Below are 14587 nucleotides of genomic sequence, written 5' to 3'. Positions count from 1 at the left end.
GGTAGCGGCCCGCCTCACCGCGCAAACCGCCGCACCCCCACCACGCACCCGATGACCCCCACCGTGACCGCCACCATCCCCGGGCTGACCTGCTCACCCAGCAACGTGGCGGCCAACGCCAGGCCAAAGAACGGCTGCAGCAACTGCAATTGCCCGACCGCCGCGATACCACCCTGGGCCAGGCCGCGGTACCAGAACACAAAGCCGACAAACATGCTGAACACGGACACGTAGCCCAGGCTCCACCAGCCGGCTACATGCACGTGGGCGAAGCTTTGGGGCATCAGCAGCCAGGTGGCGATGCCCATCAAGGGCAGCGACAGCACCAGAGCCCAGGAGATCACTTGCCAGCCGCCCAGTGTGCGTGACAGCCGCGCACCTTCGGCATAGCCCAGGCCGCAGACGATGACGGCGCATAGCATCAGCACGTCCCCCAGTGGCGCGGCGGCCACGCCTTGGGTCAGCGCGAAGCCGACCACCAGCAGGCTGCCCAGGGTGGAAAACAGCCAGAAGGCCGGGCGTGGTCGCTCGCCGCCGCGCAGCACGCCGAACACGGCCGTGGCCATGGGCAGCAAGCCGAGAAAGACGATGGAGTGGGCGGAGGTGACATGCTGCAGCGCCAAAGCAGTCAGCAACGGAAAGCCGATGACCACGCCCAGGGCGACCACTACCAAGGGCATCAGGTGCGCGCGGGCTGGGCGGCGCTGCCTGAACATCAGCAACACGCACAGCGCCAGCAGCCCGGCCAGGGTGGCCCGGGTGACGGTGAGCCACAGTGGGCTGAAGTCGAGCACCGCCAGGCGCGTGGCCGGCAGTGAGCCGCTGAAGATCAGCACGCCGATGAAACCGTTGAGCCAGCCGCTGCTGCTTCTGGTGACGGGAGCGGTGGGGAGGGTGCCTGTCTGTTCCATGGTAAGTCTCTGTGGGCGAGCGCGGGGTGACGTGTCGTGGATGCTAGAATCGACCAGCAGTACAATCAAATAATTGTCATGGATACATCCGCTATGCCCACCTCGCGCTACAAGTTGCTGGTCGACCGCTTCGCCGCTGACATCCGCGCCGGCCGGTTGCAGGCCGGCACGCGTTTGCCCACCCACCGGGAGCTGGCCCGGCGCGAAGGCGTGGCGCTGGTCACGGCGTCGCGGGTGTACGCGGAGCTGGCGGGCCTGGGCCTGGTGAGTGGCGAAACCGGCCGCGGCACTTTCGTGCGCGAGATGCAGTTGCCGCCCGGGCATGGTATCGACCAGGCGAGCGTTGCCAGCGGCATGCTGGACCTCAACTTCAATTACCCCTCGGTGCCCGGCCAGGCAGAACTGCTGCGCACAGCATTGCGCAACCTGGCGGCGGCGGGCGACCTGGAGGCGTTGTTGCGTTACCAGCCCCACGCCGGGCGGCCCGTGGAGCGCGCGGCGGTGGCCGAGCATGTGGCGCTGTCGGGCTTGCAGGTGAGCGCCGAGCAGGTGCTGGTGGTCACCGGCGCCCAGCATGGCCTGGCGGTGACGGTGCTAGGCCTGTTGCAGCCGGGGGATGTGGTGGCGGTGGATGCGTTGACGTACCCCGGTTTCAAGATAGTCGCCGAGACACACCGCGTGGAGCTGGCGCCCCTACCCGCCCGCGGGCAAGGCCCCGACCTGGACGCGCTGGATGCCCTGTGCCGTCAGCGCCGGGTGCGAGCGGTATATTGCATGCCGACCCTGCAAAACCCGTTGGGCTGGGTGCTGGACAATCAGCAGCGCCAGCGCCTGGCCGACATTGCCCGTCAGCACGATCTGATGCTGATCGAGGATGCCGCCTACGCGTTTCTGATCGCCGATGCGCCACCACCGCTGGCAACGTTCGCCCCCGAGCGCACGGTCTATGTGTCCGGCTATTCGAAAAGTGTCGCCGCGGGCCTGCGTGTCGGCTTCGTGGCGGCGCCGCTGCCCTGGGTCACCACGCTGGAACGGGTGATTCGCGCCACCAACTGGAACACCCCGGGGGTCATGACGGCCATCGCCTGCCAATGGCTGAAGGACGGAACGGTAGCCCGCTGCGAAGCGCAGAAACGCCTGGACGCCCAGGCGCGACAGGCGCTGGCGGCGCAGGTACTGGCGGGCATGCCGACGGTGGGCCACCCCAGTTCCTATTTCCTGTGGCTGCCGTTGCCCGAGGAGGTACGCGCCGACCAGGTGGCCATGGCACTGATGCGCGAGCAGGTGTCGGTCTCCACCGCGGAGCCGTTCGCGGTGGCTGCCCATGTGCCCCACGCGATTCGGCTGGCGCTGGGCTCGGCGCCCATCGAGGCATTGCGCGGGGCGCTGGAGCGGGTCAGGCGGGCGGTGGGCGACTATTGACGGTAGGGCTGTGCGATAGCCGCCTGAATGCTTTAGGAAATTTCACTCCAACCCTTGGGAACGGTCCCGCTTCTTTCTCCGGGGACTTTGCCTAGAGTCTGCGCTCTGGAACCGCCACCCGAGACCCGCCCCATGAGTGAAAAACCAGGCCTGCACATCGAGTACGTGGACGCCGACCCCGTGACCCAGGCGCTATGCCTGCGCTACTGGCGCGTGGAGGGCGGCCGTTTCGTCGAAACCGTGGCCAGGATCTACCGTGACGAAGGGATCAGCCAGACCGAGTTCACGGCGCTGGTCAAGCGCCATTCCCGCGCCTGGTCGACGCTGATCAAGTGCACGCGCTGCGGTGAGCCCATGCAGTTTGGCACCCGCAGCGACTACATCTCCCGTGCTGAGCGCCGTGTGTTCCAGTGCGCTGCCTGCACGGCGACCGAGCGCGAACAGTTGGCGTGCGCCAAGCGCCTGCGCCTGGTGGAGGCGCTGGAGCGGTCCATGGCCCAGGCAAAGCCCCTGGCGCAGCTGGACCCGCGCCATTGCCTGTACCTGTGGGCATTGCTCAAGTATGCCGGCAGCGAAGACCTGGCCTACATTCGCCCCTATTGCCAGGTGCGCCATGAGCGGCTGACCCCCATGCGCGATTTCGATCGTGACCTGATCAACGAACTGTGGCGCAACGGTGTGATCGCCGTGGACCCGGAATCGATCTGCACTGCCATCGAGCTCGACAGCCAACAGAACGCCCGCGTGCATTTCACCGAGGTGCGCTGGTTGCCGACGGTCCAGGGCGCCAGCGGTGTGTTGTTGTACGAACGGTTGGAAGCTCACGTGTTGCAACCCGGGTTCATCACTGCGGGCGCCGGCCCGATAAAGGCGTGTTGCGATCAGATGGCCTTGCTCGAATGCCTGGCCTTCCTGGAGATGGCGCTGGAGGAGTACCGCCTGGGGTACCGGGCGGGGGAGAAGACCCGGGCCATGGTGGTCACGGCGCTGAAGGTGTTCAGCGTGGCCCAGGTGTGCAACATTCTGTTCCGCGCGGCGCGTGATGCCGCGGCGTTCTACCAGCGTGGCGGGGTCAGCCGCGACCATGCCGCCAAGTCGGTGGTGGGCAGCTTCGAGCGGTTGATGGAAAAAAGCGTCGCCAACGAATGGGTGGTGACGCCGTTTCGGCGCAATTTCAACCTGCCGCAATCGGTGCTCAGCCGGTTGGTGTACAACCGCTTGCTGGGCACCGATGACGGTGGGTTCACCGGCTGTAATGTCGCGTTGCCGGATTGCGCCGCGGCGTTGCCCTAGGGGCTGCATGAAATGGCTGCGCCGGAAGCATTTCGTACAGCGCCTGGAGGGTGTTCAGCCCTTGCGCTTGAACAGCTTGCGCAGGAAAGCGCCGACCGCTACGACGCCGATCACGATGAACTTCTTGAACGCCAGCAACAGCACGCCCAGCTTGGCGAACAGGCCAGCCTTGCTGGCCACGCCGCCGGCTACCAGGGCCGCCAGGCCGTAGGAGGCCAGTTTGTCGGTGGCCGGGCTGTAGTCGGCATAGCGGTTGCCGTCGGTGAAGTCGGCGAAGCCCATCACCTGTGGCAGTTCGCGCTTGATGGTGGGCAAATCGTTCATGGTGGCCACGGCATTGAGCTCCAGCACGCCTTTGCGGCCCAGCACGCGGATGCTGTAGTTCAGGCTGTTGACATCGGCGTGGTCGGCCCGTAGCTCCTTGGCCCAGTAGATCTTGTGGCTCTGGCCATCGTAGTGCGGCGGCTCGGCCCAGCCCACCAGGCTGATGCCATCGTAGCCCTGCTCGCGGCGTTGCTTGTTGTCGTCCTTGTCCTCGGACTGCATGTCCTTGAGCAACTGGCCGTAGTCGATCTTGGCGGCGTCGTCGTCGGAGATATGGCCGTCTTCCTGGTAGCTGACGATCACCCCCCAACCGCGCTCCGACAGCGGGTTGGTGGCCTTGGGCACAATCATGCCCAGGGTTTCGATACCCGGCGGGTTACCCCAGCCGATATTGAGCACGCGCTCGGTGTCTGCCGGCGACAGGTAATAGAAATCATCGTTGAGCTTGAGGGTGGCGATGTCGCCGGGCAGCTGGATGGTGCCGTGCTGGGGCTTGAGGGAGGCCAGCAGTTGTTCGGCGGTCATTTTCGGTTGCGTCTGTGTGGTACCGGGTGGGGTATCGGCATGCACAGGCAAATTCACGGCGCACAGCAAGGCTGCGGCCAGGAGGGGGCGCAGGTATTTCATCGTAGTCCCTTACATTTGGAAATAAATTTGCGGCACAGGATACAGGCGGGCGTGGGGTGTCACCAGTGTTACAACCCTGAAACATGAGTTTTTTGTCATGGGGGCGCAAGCTGATGACGGGCGGCGGCTATTGTCCTTGTGGGTGGCTTGCTGGCGAAAAAGGCAGCGCGGTTTCCTGATGGATAGCGTTGCATCGTTCGCCAGCAAGCTGTGCTTCTACAAGCCGTCCGCGTCTTGAGGACGGGATCAGTGCGAATGCCGTGGCACTTCCGCGCCTCGGCAGCCTACCAGGAAGTCGAAGTCGCAGCCCTGGTCCGCCTGCATTACGTGGTCCACATACAACTGTCGGTACCCACCGGCCAGCAGGTTGTTCACCGGTGCCTGCCAGTCCGCCAAGCGCGCGGCCAGCTCGGCGTCACTGATGTCCAGGTGCAAACGCCCGGTGCTGCAGTCCAGTTCGATGTAGTCACCTTCCTGCACCGCCGCCAATGGCCCACCAGCGGCAGCCTCCGGCGCTACATGCAGCACCACGGTGCCATAGGCGGTGCCGCTCATGCGCGCGTCGGAGATACGCACCATGTCGGTCACGCCCTGGGCCAGCAGCTTGGCCGGCAGGCCCATGTTGCCGACTTCGGCCATCCCCGGGTAACCCTTCGGCCCGCAGTTTTTCATCACCAGGATGGAGTCGGCGTCCACGTCCAGTTCCGGGTCGTTGATGCGCGCCTTGTACTGGTCGAAGTTCTCGAACACCACGGCGCGGCCGCGGTGTTTCATCAGTGCCGGGGTGGCCGCGGAAGGCTTGAGCACCGCGCCCAGGGGCGCGAGGTTGCCGCGCAGCACGCAGATGCCGCCGTCGGCCACCAAGGGGTTGTCGATGGCGCGGATGACTTCGTCGTCACCGTAGATGGGCGAGTTGCGCACGTTGTCCCACAGGCTCTTGCCGTTGACGGTCAGGGCTTCGGGGTTGGGGATCAGGTTGTTTTCACCCAGGCGGCGCAGCACGGCAGGCAGGCCGCCGGCGTAGTAGAACTCTTCCATCAGGAAACGCCCGGACGGCTGCAGGTCCACTAGGGTGGGGGTGCCACGGCCGATGCGGGTCCAGTCGTCCAGTTCCAGGTCCACGCCGATGCGCCCGGCGATGGCTTTCAAATGGATGACCGCGTTGGTGGAGCCGCCGATGGCAGCGTTGACGCGGATGGCGTTTTCGAAGGCTTGGCGGGTGAGGATCTTCGACAGGCGCAAGTCTTCCTTGACCATCTCCACCGCGCGCATGCCGGACATGTGCGCCAGCACGTAGCGGCGCGAGTCCACCGCTGGAATGGCGGCGTTGTGGGGCAGGGAAGTGCCCAGCGCTTCAGCCATGCACGCCATGGTCGACGCCGTGCCCATGGTGTTGCAGGTACCGGCCGAGCGCGACATGCCGGCTTCGGCCGAGAGGAACTCATCCAGGCTGATCTGCCCGGCTTTCAGCGATTCATGCATTTGCCAGACGATGGTACCGGCGCCGATGTCGCGGCCCTTGTGCTTGCCGTTGAGCATCGGCCCGCCGGTGACGACGATGGCCGGCACATCGCAACTGGCAGCGCCCATCAGCAGGGCCGGAGTGGTCTTGTCACAGCCGGTGAGCAACACCACGCCGTCGATGGGGTTGCCGCGGATGGCTTCCTCCACGTCCATGCTCGCCAGGTTGCGGGTGAGCATGGCGGTGGGGCGCAGGTTCGACTCGCCATTGGAGAACACCGGGAATTCCACCGGAAAGCCGCCGGCCTCCAGCACGCCACGCTTGACGTGTTCGGCAATGGTACGGAAGTGGGCGTTGCAGGGGGTCAGCTCCGACCAGGTGTTGCAGATGCCGATGATCGGCTTGCCATGAAATTGATGGTCGGCGATGCCCTGGTTCTTCATCCAGCTGCGGTACATGAAGCCGTTCTTGTCGGCGGTGCCGAACCACTGGGCGGAGCGCAGGGTAGGTTTCTTATCAGACATGGGAATTCTCTTATTGTAAGACTTAATGGCGGCGCTGATAGGTAAAATAGGCCTAAACGCTCAGCTTGTGAAGCCGTTGTCGGTTAAATAGTAATACTATATAGTCGGTCGCAACGGAGGACGAACAGCCGCCCCGCGCGCCTGGCGATCCCCATTTCCATAACAAGAACAATTGGAGACCGTTGCCATGAGCGAAGAACTTCGCCTGGTCAGGCGTATCACCCTCAAGTTGATCCCCTTCCTGATCCTGCTGTACCTGGTGGCCTACGTGGACCGCTCCGCCGTGGGCTTCGCCAAGCTGCACATGGGCAGTGACGTGGGCATCGGTGATGCCGCCTACGGCATGGGCGCGGGGTTGTTCTTCATTGGCTACTTCCTGTTGGAAATTCCCAGCAACCTGCTGCTGTCGCGCTTCGGCGCACGCCGCTGGTTCGCCCGCATCATGATTACCTGGGGCGCCATCACCATCGGCATGGCTTTCGTGCAGGGGCCCAACAGCTTCTACGTGATGCGCTTTCTGCTGGGCGCCGCCGAGGCGGGCTTCTTCCCTGGCGTGCTGTACTACATCACCCAATGGTTCCCGGTTCGCCACCGGGGCAAGATCCTCGGCCTGTTCATCCTCTCCCAGCCCATCGCCATGATGATCACAGGCCCCGTGTCCGGTGGCCTGCTGGGCATGGACGGGGTACTGGGCCTGCATGGCTGGCAATGGTTGTTCATCGCCATCGGCACCCCGGCCATCCTGCTGACCTGGCCCGTGCTGCGCTGGCTGCCCGACGGCCCGGCGCAGGTACGCTGGATGACCGACGTCGAAAAAGGCTGGCTGGCCGGTGAGCTGAAAAAGGACCTGGACGTGTACGGCCAGACCCGCCACGGCAACCCGCTGCACGCGCTCAAGGACTACCGCGTGCTGCTGCTGGCGCTGTTCTACTTGCCCGTGACCCTCAGCATCTATGGCCTGGGCCTGTGGCTGCCTACCCTGATCAAGCAGTTCGGTGGCAGCGACCTGGTGACGGGCTTCGTGTCGGCGGTGCCGTACATCTTCGGCATCGTCGGCCTGCTGATCGTGCCGCGCAGCTCCGACCGCCTCAATGACCGTTATGGCCACCTGGCCGTGCTGTATGTGCTGGGCGCGGCGGGGTTGTTCTTCAGTGCCTGGCTCAGCGTGCCGGTGCTGCAACTGGTGGCGCTGTCGCTGGTGGCCTTCTCGCTGTTTTCCTGCACGGCGGTGTTCTGGACCCTGCCGGGCCGATTCTTCGCCGGTGCCAGTGCGGCCGCCGGGATTGCCCTGATCAACTCGGTGGGCAACCTGGGCGGCTACATCGGCCCGTTCGTCATCGGTGCGCTCAAGGAGTACACCGGCAACCTGGCCAGCGGCCTGTATTTCCTCACTGGCGTGATGCTGTTCGGCCTGCTGCTGACCGGCGTCGTCTACCGCCTGCTGGAGCGCCGCCATGCGCTGCCGGCCGAGCAGTTCGCCGCCAGTGCCCGCAGCGCGCAACCCAGCGCGCGTACCTGATCAAACAAGGGAGCTTTCACCATGCGTCTAGTGCAATTCCAATTGATGGATGGCCAGCGCCGCGTCGGCCTGGTCGACGGCGACCGCGTCCACGAAGTGCGCGGCGCCACCAGCGTGCGCGAACTGGCCCTGGCGGCCATCGAGGCCGGTGCTGGTCTGGCTCGCCAGGTCGACGACCTGGGGCTGGGCCAGCACCATGATTACCAGCAGTTGCTGGACGAAGGCCGCCTCCTGCCGCCCCTGGACCACCCGGACCCGGCGCATATGCTGGTGACCGGCACCGGCCTGACCCACCTGGGCAGCGCCGCTACGCGCGACAAGATGCACCAGCAGGTGGGCGACGAAAGCGCCATCACCGACAGCATGAAAATCTTCAAATGGGGCCTGGAAGGCGGCAAGCCCGTGGCGGGGCAGGCGGGTGTGCAGCCGGAATGGTTCTACAAGGGCGACGGCAGCATCGTGGTACGCCCCGGTGGCGAGTTCCCGGTACCGCCGTTCGCCGAGGACGCCGGCGAGGAGCCGGAACTGGGCGGCCTGTATGTGATCGGCCATGACGGCAAGCCCTATCGCCTGGGCTTCGCCCTGGGCAACGAATTCTCCGACCATGTGATGGAGCGCAAGAACTACCTGTACCTGGCCCATTCCAAATTACGCCATTGTTCCTACGGGCCGGAGCTGCGCGTGGGTGAATTGCCCCAGCACCTGGCAGGCACCAGCCGTATCTGGCGCGACGGCAAACTGCTGTGGGAGAAGGAATTCCTCAGCGGCGCGGCGAACATGTGCCATAGCTTCGACAACCTGGAATACCACCACTTCAAATATGCGCAGTTCCTGCGCCCCGGTGACGTGCACATCCATTTCTTCGGCACGGCCACGCTGTCGTTCGCCGATGGCATCAGCACCCAGGTGGGCGACCGGTTCGAGATCAGCCTGGATGAATTCGGCGCGCCGCTGAACAACCGCGTTGGCCGTGCCGAAGCGGTGTTCACCCCAGGCGCCATCGGTATTTTGTGAGGAGGTTCCATGATTCGTGGTCATCACTACATTGGCGGCGGGCGCAGTGCCCAGGGCAGCGTGGTCGTCAAAAGCGTGGACGCCAGCACTGGCGCTGAACTGCCATTCGATTTCTACCAGGCCACGCCTGCCGAAGTGGACGCGGCCGCCCGTGCCGCCCAGGCGGCGTACCCCGCCTACCGAAATGTGAGCAGTGAGCGGCGGGCGCAGTTTCTGGACGCCATCGCCGATGAGCTGGATAGCCTGGGCGATGACTTCGTCGCCCTGGTGACCCAGGAAACCGCCTTGCCGGCCGCGCGTATCCAGGGTGAGCGGGCCCGCACCAGCGGGCAGATGCGTTTGTTCGCCAAGGTGCTGCGCCGAGGGGACTTCTACGGTGCGCGCATCGACCGGGCCTTGCCTGAGCGCGCACCCCTGCCACGCCCGGACCTGCGCCAGTACCGCATCGGCGTGGGCCCGGTGGCGGTGTTCGGCGCCAGCAACTTTCCCCTGGCGTTCTCCACCGCAGGCGGTGACACCGCCGCGGCCCTGGCGGCGGGTTGCCCGGTGGTGTTCAAGGCCCACAGTGGCCACATGGCCACGGCCGAGCGGGTGGCCAACGCGATCATTCGCGCAGCGGTGAGCAGCGGGATGCCCGCCGGGGTGTTCAACATGATCTATGGCGCCGGGGTAGGGGAGGCGCTGGTCAAGCACCCGGCCATTCAGGCCGTGGGCTTCACCGGCTCGCTCAAAGGCGGCCGGGCGCTGTACGACATGGCGGCTTCGCGCCCCCAGCCGATTCCGGTGTTCGCCGAGATGTCCAGCATCAACCCGGTGATCGTTCTGCCCCAGGCCCTGGAGGTGCGCGGCGAAACCGTCGCCCGCGAGCTGACGGCCTCGGTGGTGCAAGGCTGTGGGCAGTTCTGCACCAACCCCGGCCTGGTCATCGGCCTGAAGTCGCCAGGTTTCAGTGTGTTCGTTCAGCAACTGGCCGCGGCCATGGGCGCGCAGCCGGCGCAGACCATGCTCAACGCCGGCACGTTGCGCAGTTACGGCGAAGGGCTGGCGGCGCTGCACGCCCATGAAGGCATCCACCACCTGGCCGGTGCGGCGCAACAGGGCAACCAGGCGCACCCACAGTTGTTCCAGGCGGATGTCAGCCTGTTGCTCGAGGGCGATGAAGTGCTGCAGGAAGAGGTCTTCGGCCCTGCCACTGTTCTCGTCGAGGTGGCCGATACGTACCAGTTGCAGGCGGCGTTGCACGCCCTGCACGGCCAACTAACGGCGACGATCATCGGTGAGCCCAGTGACCTGCGTCAGTTTGGTGAACTCACCGCGCTGCTGGAACAGAAGGTCGGGCGCATCCTGCTCAATGGCTACCCCACCGGGGTGGAAGTGTGCGAAGCCATGGTGCATGGCGGCCCGTACCCGGCCACCTCCGATGCCCGTGGCACGTCGGTGGGTACCCTGGCCATCGACCGTTTCCTGCGGCCGGTGTGCTTCCAGAACTACCCGGACGAACTGCTGCCCGAGCCGTTGCGCAATGCCAACCCCCTGGGCCTGACCCGCCTGGTGGACGGCGCCCCGAGCCGCGCTGCGCTCTGAGGCGGGCTTGCCCTGCAACACCGGCACAACGCCTATAAAAACAACAGAGGTGTGACATGGCCACGCAAACCGCTGCACTGGGCGCCGCCGCCGGCGAGCTGTCCGAGGACGCGCTGTACCGCAAGGTGAACTGGCGAATCGTGCCGCTGTTCATCCTCTGCTTTCTGTTCGCCTACCTGGACCGGGTCAACATCAGTTTCGCCAAGCTGGAAATGCAGAGCGACCTGGGCTTCAGCGATACCGTCTACGGCCTGGGCGCCAGCCTGTTCTTCGTCGGCTATTTCCTCTTCGAGGTGCCCAGCAACCTGTTGCTGCACCGCGTGGGGGCGCGGTTGTGGATAGCGCGCATCATGATCACCTGGGGCATCACCTCGGCCTGCATGATGCTGGTGCAGAGCGAGTTCTGGTTCTACACCCTGCGGTTTCTGATCGGCGTGATGGAGGCCGGGTTCGTGCCGGGCGTGCTGTATTTCTTCACCCAGTGGTACCCGGCTACGCGGCGCGCCCGGGTCAACAGCTACTTCAAGAGTTCCATCTGCCTGTGCGGCGTGGTGGGCGGCCCGCTGGCAGGTTTGATCCTGGGCAGCCTCGATGGCGCCTATGGCCTGGCGGGGTGGAAGTGGCTGTTCCTGCTCGAAGCCATCCCGTCGATCATCCTCGGCTTCGTGGTGCTGTGGTTCGTCAGTGACCGTATCGAGCAGGCCAAGTGGCTCAGCCCCGCGCAGAAGGCGTTGATGCTTCAACGCCTGTCCCAGGAGACGTCAACCCCCGCGTCCCACTCCCTGAGCGGATTATGGAAGCACCCGACGACCTACGTGATGTCAGCGATTTACCTGTGCCTGGTCATGGCCTTGACCGGGCTGCTGTTCTGGATGCCGCAATTGATCCGCAGCGCGGGGGTGGCCGACAGCCTGCACATCGGCTTGCTGACCACGCTGCCCTACATCGGGGCCGCGGCGTTCAACGTGCTGATGGGTATCAGCTCTGACCGCCATGGCGAGCGCCGGTGGCACATGGCGAGCTGCGCCATGCTTTGCGCGGTGGGCTACCTGGTGTGCGCGGCCTTCGCTGGCCAACTGCTGCCGCTGATGCTGGGCCTCAGCCTGATAATGGCGGGGCTGATCGCCTGGATGCCGATCTTCTGGACCATCCCGCCGCGTTTTCTCAGCGGCCTGGCCGCGGCCGCCGGCATTGCCCTGATCAACTCCCTGGGCCAGTTGGGCGGGGTGATCGCCCCCTACCTGATCGGCCGCATCAAGGACCTAACCGGCGCGGCCACCCCCGCCCTGTACGTACTGAGCATCATCAGCCTATTGGCGGTGGCGTTGATCCTGTGGGGCGTGCCGCGGCGTTATTACGCACGAGAGGGTGCGACAGATTGAAGCAGAAACCGGTTTCAAATTGGCCGATTTGGCATATCATGGGCGCCTCTCCACCCCTTTTATGAAAGATGGTCATGACCGGCCTTACCGAACAACTAGAAACAAGCGGCATGTTGTTGATCGATGATCTGCATGCCTTTGATTTTGTCCTGGACGCGGGCGAACTGCGTATCGAATGCATGGATGGCCGCGAGCTCAAGCGCTGGCATTTCACTGCCGCGCAAATAGCGGCAGCGAACTTCGATGAAACGCAACAGTTCTGGGCAATCAGCAACGACAAAGGCAGCTATCGTCTAGTCTGCCTCAGTGCTTTCTCCCCCAGTGACGAGGATGACGAGCAGGAATAATCGGTTCCTGTGCGCCAACTTCTGAAAATGACCGGGGTCTCCTGATACGGACCCGTCGAGGATAACAAACACAATGAAACGTCATCTCCTGCCCCTGCTGCTGGCCAGCGGAATCACCGTGCTCTCGTCCCACGCCATGGCCGCCAGCGGCTATGACCTGCTGGTGGGCACCTACACCAACAACACCAGTGAAGGCATCTACCGCTACCACTTCGACAGCGCCACCGGCCAGATCGGTGCCAAGCCGCTGCAAGTGACCAAGGTGGAAAACCCATCCTGGCTGACCATCAGCAAGGACCAGAAACACCTGTTCGCGGTCAACGAAAACGGCCCGGACTCCACCCATGACAAAGTGGGCAAGGTCAGTTCCTTCAAGATCGACCCCAAGACCCACGACCTGACCCTGATCAACCAGGTCGAGGCCAAGGGCGAGGACCCGACGTTCTCAAGCCTGGCCAAAGGTGAGAAACACCTGTTCGTGGCCAACTACGAAGTCCACCCTAACCCGAACGGCAGCCTGTCCGTGTTCGGCGTGGGCGCCGACGGTACGCTGAGCGAGCTGGTGCAGCAGGAAAGCCACGACGCCGCCTCCAAGGTCGTTGCCGACCGTCAGGCCAGCGATCACGTTCACTCGGTGGTTTCCAGCCCCGATGGCCGGTTCGTCTATGTGCAGGACCTGGGTGCCGACAAGGTGTTCGCCTACCACTACGACGCCGCCAACAAGGCCAAGCCGCTGACCGCCGCTTCGCCGGCATCCATTCAACTGCCACCTGGCAGCGGCCCGCGCCACCTGCTGTTCAGCGCTGACGGCAAGCATGCCTACCTGACCACCGAAATGAGCGCCCAGGTGTTCGTGTTCGACGTCAAGGCTGGCAACCTGGTGCAGAAACAAGTGGTGGAGCTGGCCGCTGGCGGCGACGCCAAGCACAAGGCCGCGGCCGCGTTGCACTTCTCGGCCGACGGCAAGTTCTTCTACGTCACCAACCGTGGCGAAGCGAGTGAACTGCTGGCGTTCAGCGTCGACAAGGCCACGGGCGAGCTGAAGGAAGTACAGCGTCGTTCCGTGGAAGGCGTTGAACCGCGTGAGTTCACCTTCGACCCGAGCGGCAAGTTCGTGCTGATCGCCAACCAGAAGAGCAACCAGATCGTCGTGGTCAAGCGTGACCCCGCCACTGGCAAGCTGGGCGATACCGTGCAGAAGTTCGACATTGATGCGCCGTCGGATGTGAAGTTCCTGCGCTAAGCACGGTAACGGTGGCATTTGGTTCCCCGGCTTCGCCCGGTCCACAGGGGTATGAGTAAACCCTGTGGACCGGGCGACGCTCGGGAACCCGTCAACACGGGTTCAAGCCGGTTTCAACGCGTCACCATGATGCATGGCCAGGTGCCCGGTCTTGTCACTCCTGACCTCGTATTGCGGCTCTTTCTTCGATGCCCGCCGCGTCCTCCCGAGAAACTCCACGTCACGGGTATGGACCTTGACGACCGTGCCGTGAATCTCTCCCGCCTCTGAGTTCCAGCGCACCGCATCGCCTGCTTTGAAGGTAGTGGTCATCTGCGTCTCTTCTGCCCCGTGCCGTGCTGGATCATCATGCAAACTTGCGCACTGTCAGTGGGGTTCCGTCAGGCACGTTGATGAGCTTGATTCTCCCAGATTCTACCGTCCAGGGCGGTTCAGTATTCGTGGAAGGATCTGGAAGAAAAATTTCACCGGTGCCGAACTCATACGGATTGCTATAAAAGTCTTTGGCCCCTGCTTCGTGCAGCGTCGATCCGGCGGAAGGTTGAGGTGTACTATTCAGCGGACGAACCTCAATCGAGAAACTCTCGTTATTGGTGAGATTGAAGCGTACGGCGGCGGAGTCGTCAGGAGGGGAGTCGTAGTAATTACTTCGGCTGACGATCAATTTTCCGCTTGAAGCCACTGTGGTCTCAAACCGGCTGGAATTGTTGCTTAATATATTCCTTGACCCGTCGCCCGTGGCGCTTTGGAAGAAAAAGTAATAAAGCGTTTCGTCGTCTTCGTTGCGCAGCGTGACGTTGATATTCTTTTCGCTCATGGTCCCGTACTCCTCGTGAGGCACCTGGCTTGGTGTCGGTGATCAGGATGCTGCGCGAGGTTTTGTGCCGCAACTGTCAACTTTGACACTGCGCCACAGGCCTACTCGTTCAACCGGA

Annotated in this window: 13 protein-coding genes; 8 read left to right on the top strand and 5 right to left on the bottom strand. The window is 64.0% G+C overall.

Annotation, left to right across the window (positions count from 1 at the left end; translation table 11 throughout):
* Window positions 1-14: 14 nt before the first annotated feature.
* Window positions 15-911 carry a DMT family transporter gene (locus tag QBK88_RS26390; RefSeq protein ID WP_277964352.1) on the bottom strand — a complete coding sequence of 299 codons (897 nt, stop codon included), beginning with the start codon at window positions 909-911 and terminating at the stop codon, window positions 15-17.
* 93 nt (window positions 912-1004) lie between these two features.
* On the opposite strand from QBK88_RS26390, the gene QBK88_RS26385 reads away from it, so the two are divergent.
* Both QBK88_RS26385 and QBK88_RS26380 read left to right on the top strand, forming a co-directional pair.
* Window positions 1005-2333, top strand: a complete 1329-nt coding sequence (locus QBK88_RS26385) for an aminotransferase-like domain-containing protein (RefSeq protein ID WP_277964351.1) — start codon at window positions 1005-1007, stop codon at window positions 2331-2333.
* A 132-nt stretch (window positions 2334-2465) separates the two neighbouring features.
* Window positions 2466-3626: a hypothetical protein gene (locus QBK88_RS26380; protein ID WP_277964350.1), complete on the top strand. Its 1161-nt coding sequence runs from the start codon at window positions 2466-2468 to the stop codon at window positions 3624-3626.
* 54 nt (window positions 3627-3680) lie between these two features.
* Here QBK88_RS26380 and QBK88_RS26375 read toward each other — a convergent pair whose 3' ends face one another.
* Both QBK88_RS26375 and QBK88_RS26370 read right to left on the bottom strand, forming a co-directional pair.
* Entirely contained in the window at window positions 3681-4577 is an 897-nt protein-coding gene (locus QBK88_RS26375; RefSeq protein WP_277964349.1) for a DUF2167 domain-containing protein, read from the bottom strand.
* 246 nt (window positions 4578-4823) lie between these two features.
* Window positions 4824-6563: an IlvD/Edd family dehydratase gene (locus QBK88_RS26370; RefSeq protein WP_277964348.1), complete on the bottom strand. Its 1740-nt coding sequence runs from the start codon at window positions 6561-6563 to the stop codon at window positions 4824-4826.
* 187 nt (window positions 6564-6750) lie between these two features.
* Between QBK88_RS26370 and QBK88_RS26365 the strand changes: the two genes are divergently transcribed.
* The 6 genes from QBK88_RS26365 to QBK88_RS26340 all read left to right on the top strand — a co-directional run bounded on the left by QBK88_RS26365 (window position 6751) and on the right by QBK88_RS26340 (window position 13652).
* The gene (locus tag QBK88_RS26365; protein WP_268144344.1) at window positions 6751-8082 is read left to right on the top strand and encodes an MFS transporter; all 1332 of its coding nucleotides are present in this window, start codon (window positions 6751-6753) and stop codon (window positions 8080-8082) included.
* A 21-nt stretch (window positions 8083-8103) separates the two neighbouring features.
* On the top strand, window positions 8104-9096 hold the full coding sequence (gene araD1 / locus QBK88_RS26360; RefSeq protein ID WP_268144342.1) for an AraD1 family protein: 993 nt from the start codon (window positions 8104-8106) through the stop codon (window positions 9094-9096).
* 9 nt (window positions 9097-9105) lie between these two features.
* Window positions 9106-10680 carry an aldehyde dehydrogenase (NADP(+)) gene (locus tag QBK88_RS26355; protein ID WP_277964347.1) on the top strand — a complete coding sequence of 525 codons (1575 nt, stop codon included), beginning with the start codon at window positions 9106-9108 and terminating at the stop codon, window positions 10678-10680.
* Between the two features lie 56 nt (window positions 10681-10736).
* Window positions 10737-12062: an MFS transporter gene (locus QBK88_RS26350; RefSeq protein ID WP_277964346.1), complete on the top strand. Its 1326-nt coding sequence runs from the start codon at window positions 10737-10739 to the stop codon at window positions 12060-12062.
* A 74-nt stretch (window positions 12063-12136) separates the two neighbouring features.
* A complete protein-coding gene (locus QBK88_RS26345; RefSeq protein WP_277964345.1) occupies window positions 12137-12409 on the top strand; it encodes a DUF5629 family protein in 273 nt (90 codons plus the stop codon).
* A 73-nt stretch (window positions 12410-12482) separates the two neighbouring features.
* The gene (locus QBK88_RS26340) at window positions 12483-13652 is read left to right on the top strand and encodes a lactonase family protein (RefSeq protein WP_268144334.1); all 1170 of its coding nucleotides are present in this window, start codon (window positions 12483-12485) and stop codon (window positions 13650-13652) included.
* Between the two features lie 102 nt (window positions 13653-13754).
* Here the strand turns inward: QBK88_RS26340 and QBK88_RS26335 are convergent, their stop codons facing one another.
* Both QBK88_RS26335 and QBK88_RS26330 read right to left on the bottom strand, forming a co-directional pair.
* Complete coding sequence (locus QBK88_RS26335) at window positions 13755-13964, bottom strand: DUF2945 domain-containing protein (protein ID WP_277964344.1); 210 nt, start codon at window positions 13962-13964, stop codon at window positions 13755-13757.
* A 34-nt stretch (window positions 13965-13998) separates the two neighbouring features.
* Window positions 13999-14469 (bottom strand): hypothetical protein, encoded by a 471-nt coding sequence (locus QBK88_RS26330; protein WP_277964343.1) that lies wholly within the window; start codon window positions 14467-14469, stop codon window positions 13999-14001.
* Window positions 14470-14587 lie beyond the last annotated feature (118 nt).

The sequence above is a fragment of the Pseudomonas sp. RIT-To-2 genome (genome assembly GCF_029623465.1).
In the GTDB taxonomy this organism is placed as follows: Bacteria; Pseudomonadota; Gammaproteobacteria; order Pseudomonadales; family Pseudomonadaceae; genus Aquipseudomonas; species Aquipseudomonas silvicola.
The sequence above is the reverse complement of the archived record's forward strand: the minus strand, read 5'-3'. Positions and strand labels throughout refer to the sequence as shown.

Excerpts from the sequence above, each read along its gene's own strand:
- QBK88_RS26390 (WP_277964352.1), bottom strand. The coding sequence starts at position 911 with ATGGAACAGACAGGCACCCTCCCCACCGCTCCCGTCACCAGAAGCAGC.
- QBK88_RS26385 (WP_277964351.1), top strand. The coding sequence starts at position 1,005 with ATGCCCACCTCGCGCTACAAGTTGCTGGTCGACCGCTTCGCCGCTGAC.
- QBK88_RS26380 (WP_277964350.1), top strand. The coding sequence starts at position 2,466 with ATGAGTGAAAAACCAGGCCTGCACATCGAGTACGTGGACGCCGACCCC.
- QBK88_RS26375 (WP_277964349.1), bottom strand. The coding sequence starts at position 4,577 with ATGAAATACCTGCGCCCCCTCCTGGCCGCAGCCTTGCTGTGCGCCGTG.
- QBK88_RS26370 (WP_277964348.1), bottom strand. The coding sequence starts at position 6,563 with ATGTCTGATAAGAAACCTACCCTGCGCTCCGCCCAGTGGTTCGGCACC.
- QBK88_RS26365 (WP_268144344.1), top strand. The coding sequence starts at position 6,751 with ATGAGCGAAGAACTTCGCCTGGTCAGGCGTATCACCCTCAAGTTGATC.
- araD1 (WP_268144342.1), top strand. The coding sequence starts at position 8,104 with ATGCGTCTAGTGCAATTCCAATTGATGGATGGCCAGCGCCGCGTCGGC.
- QBK88_RS26355 (WP_277964347.1), top strand. The coding sequence starts at position 9,106 with ATGATTCGTGGTCATCACTACATTGGCGGCGGGCGCAGTGCCCAGGGC.
- QBK88_RS26350 (WP_277964346.1), top strand. The coding sequence starts at position 10,737 with ATGGCCACGCAAACCGCTGCACTGGGCGCCGCCGCCGGCGAGCTGTCC.
- QBK88_RS26345 (WP_277964345.1), top strand. The coding sequence starts at position 12,137 with ATGACCGGCCTTACCGAACAACTAGAAACAAGCGGCATGTTGTTGATC.
- QBK88_RS26340 (WP_268144334.1), top strand. The coding sequence starts at position 12,483 with ATGAAACGTCATCTCCTGCCCCTGCTGCTGGCCAGCGGAATCACCGTG.
- QBK88_RS26335 (WP_277964344.1), bottom strand. The coding sequence starts at position 13,964 with ATGACCACTACCTTCAAAGCAGGCGATGCGGTGCGCTGGAACTCAGAG.
- QBK88_RS26330 (WP_277964343.1), bottom strand. The coding sequence starts at position 14,469 with ATGAGCGAAAAGAATATCAACGTCACGCTGCGCAACGAAGACGACGAA.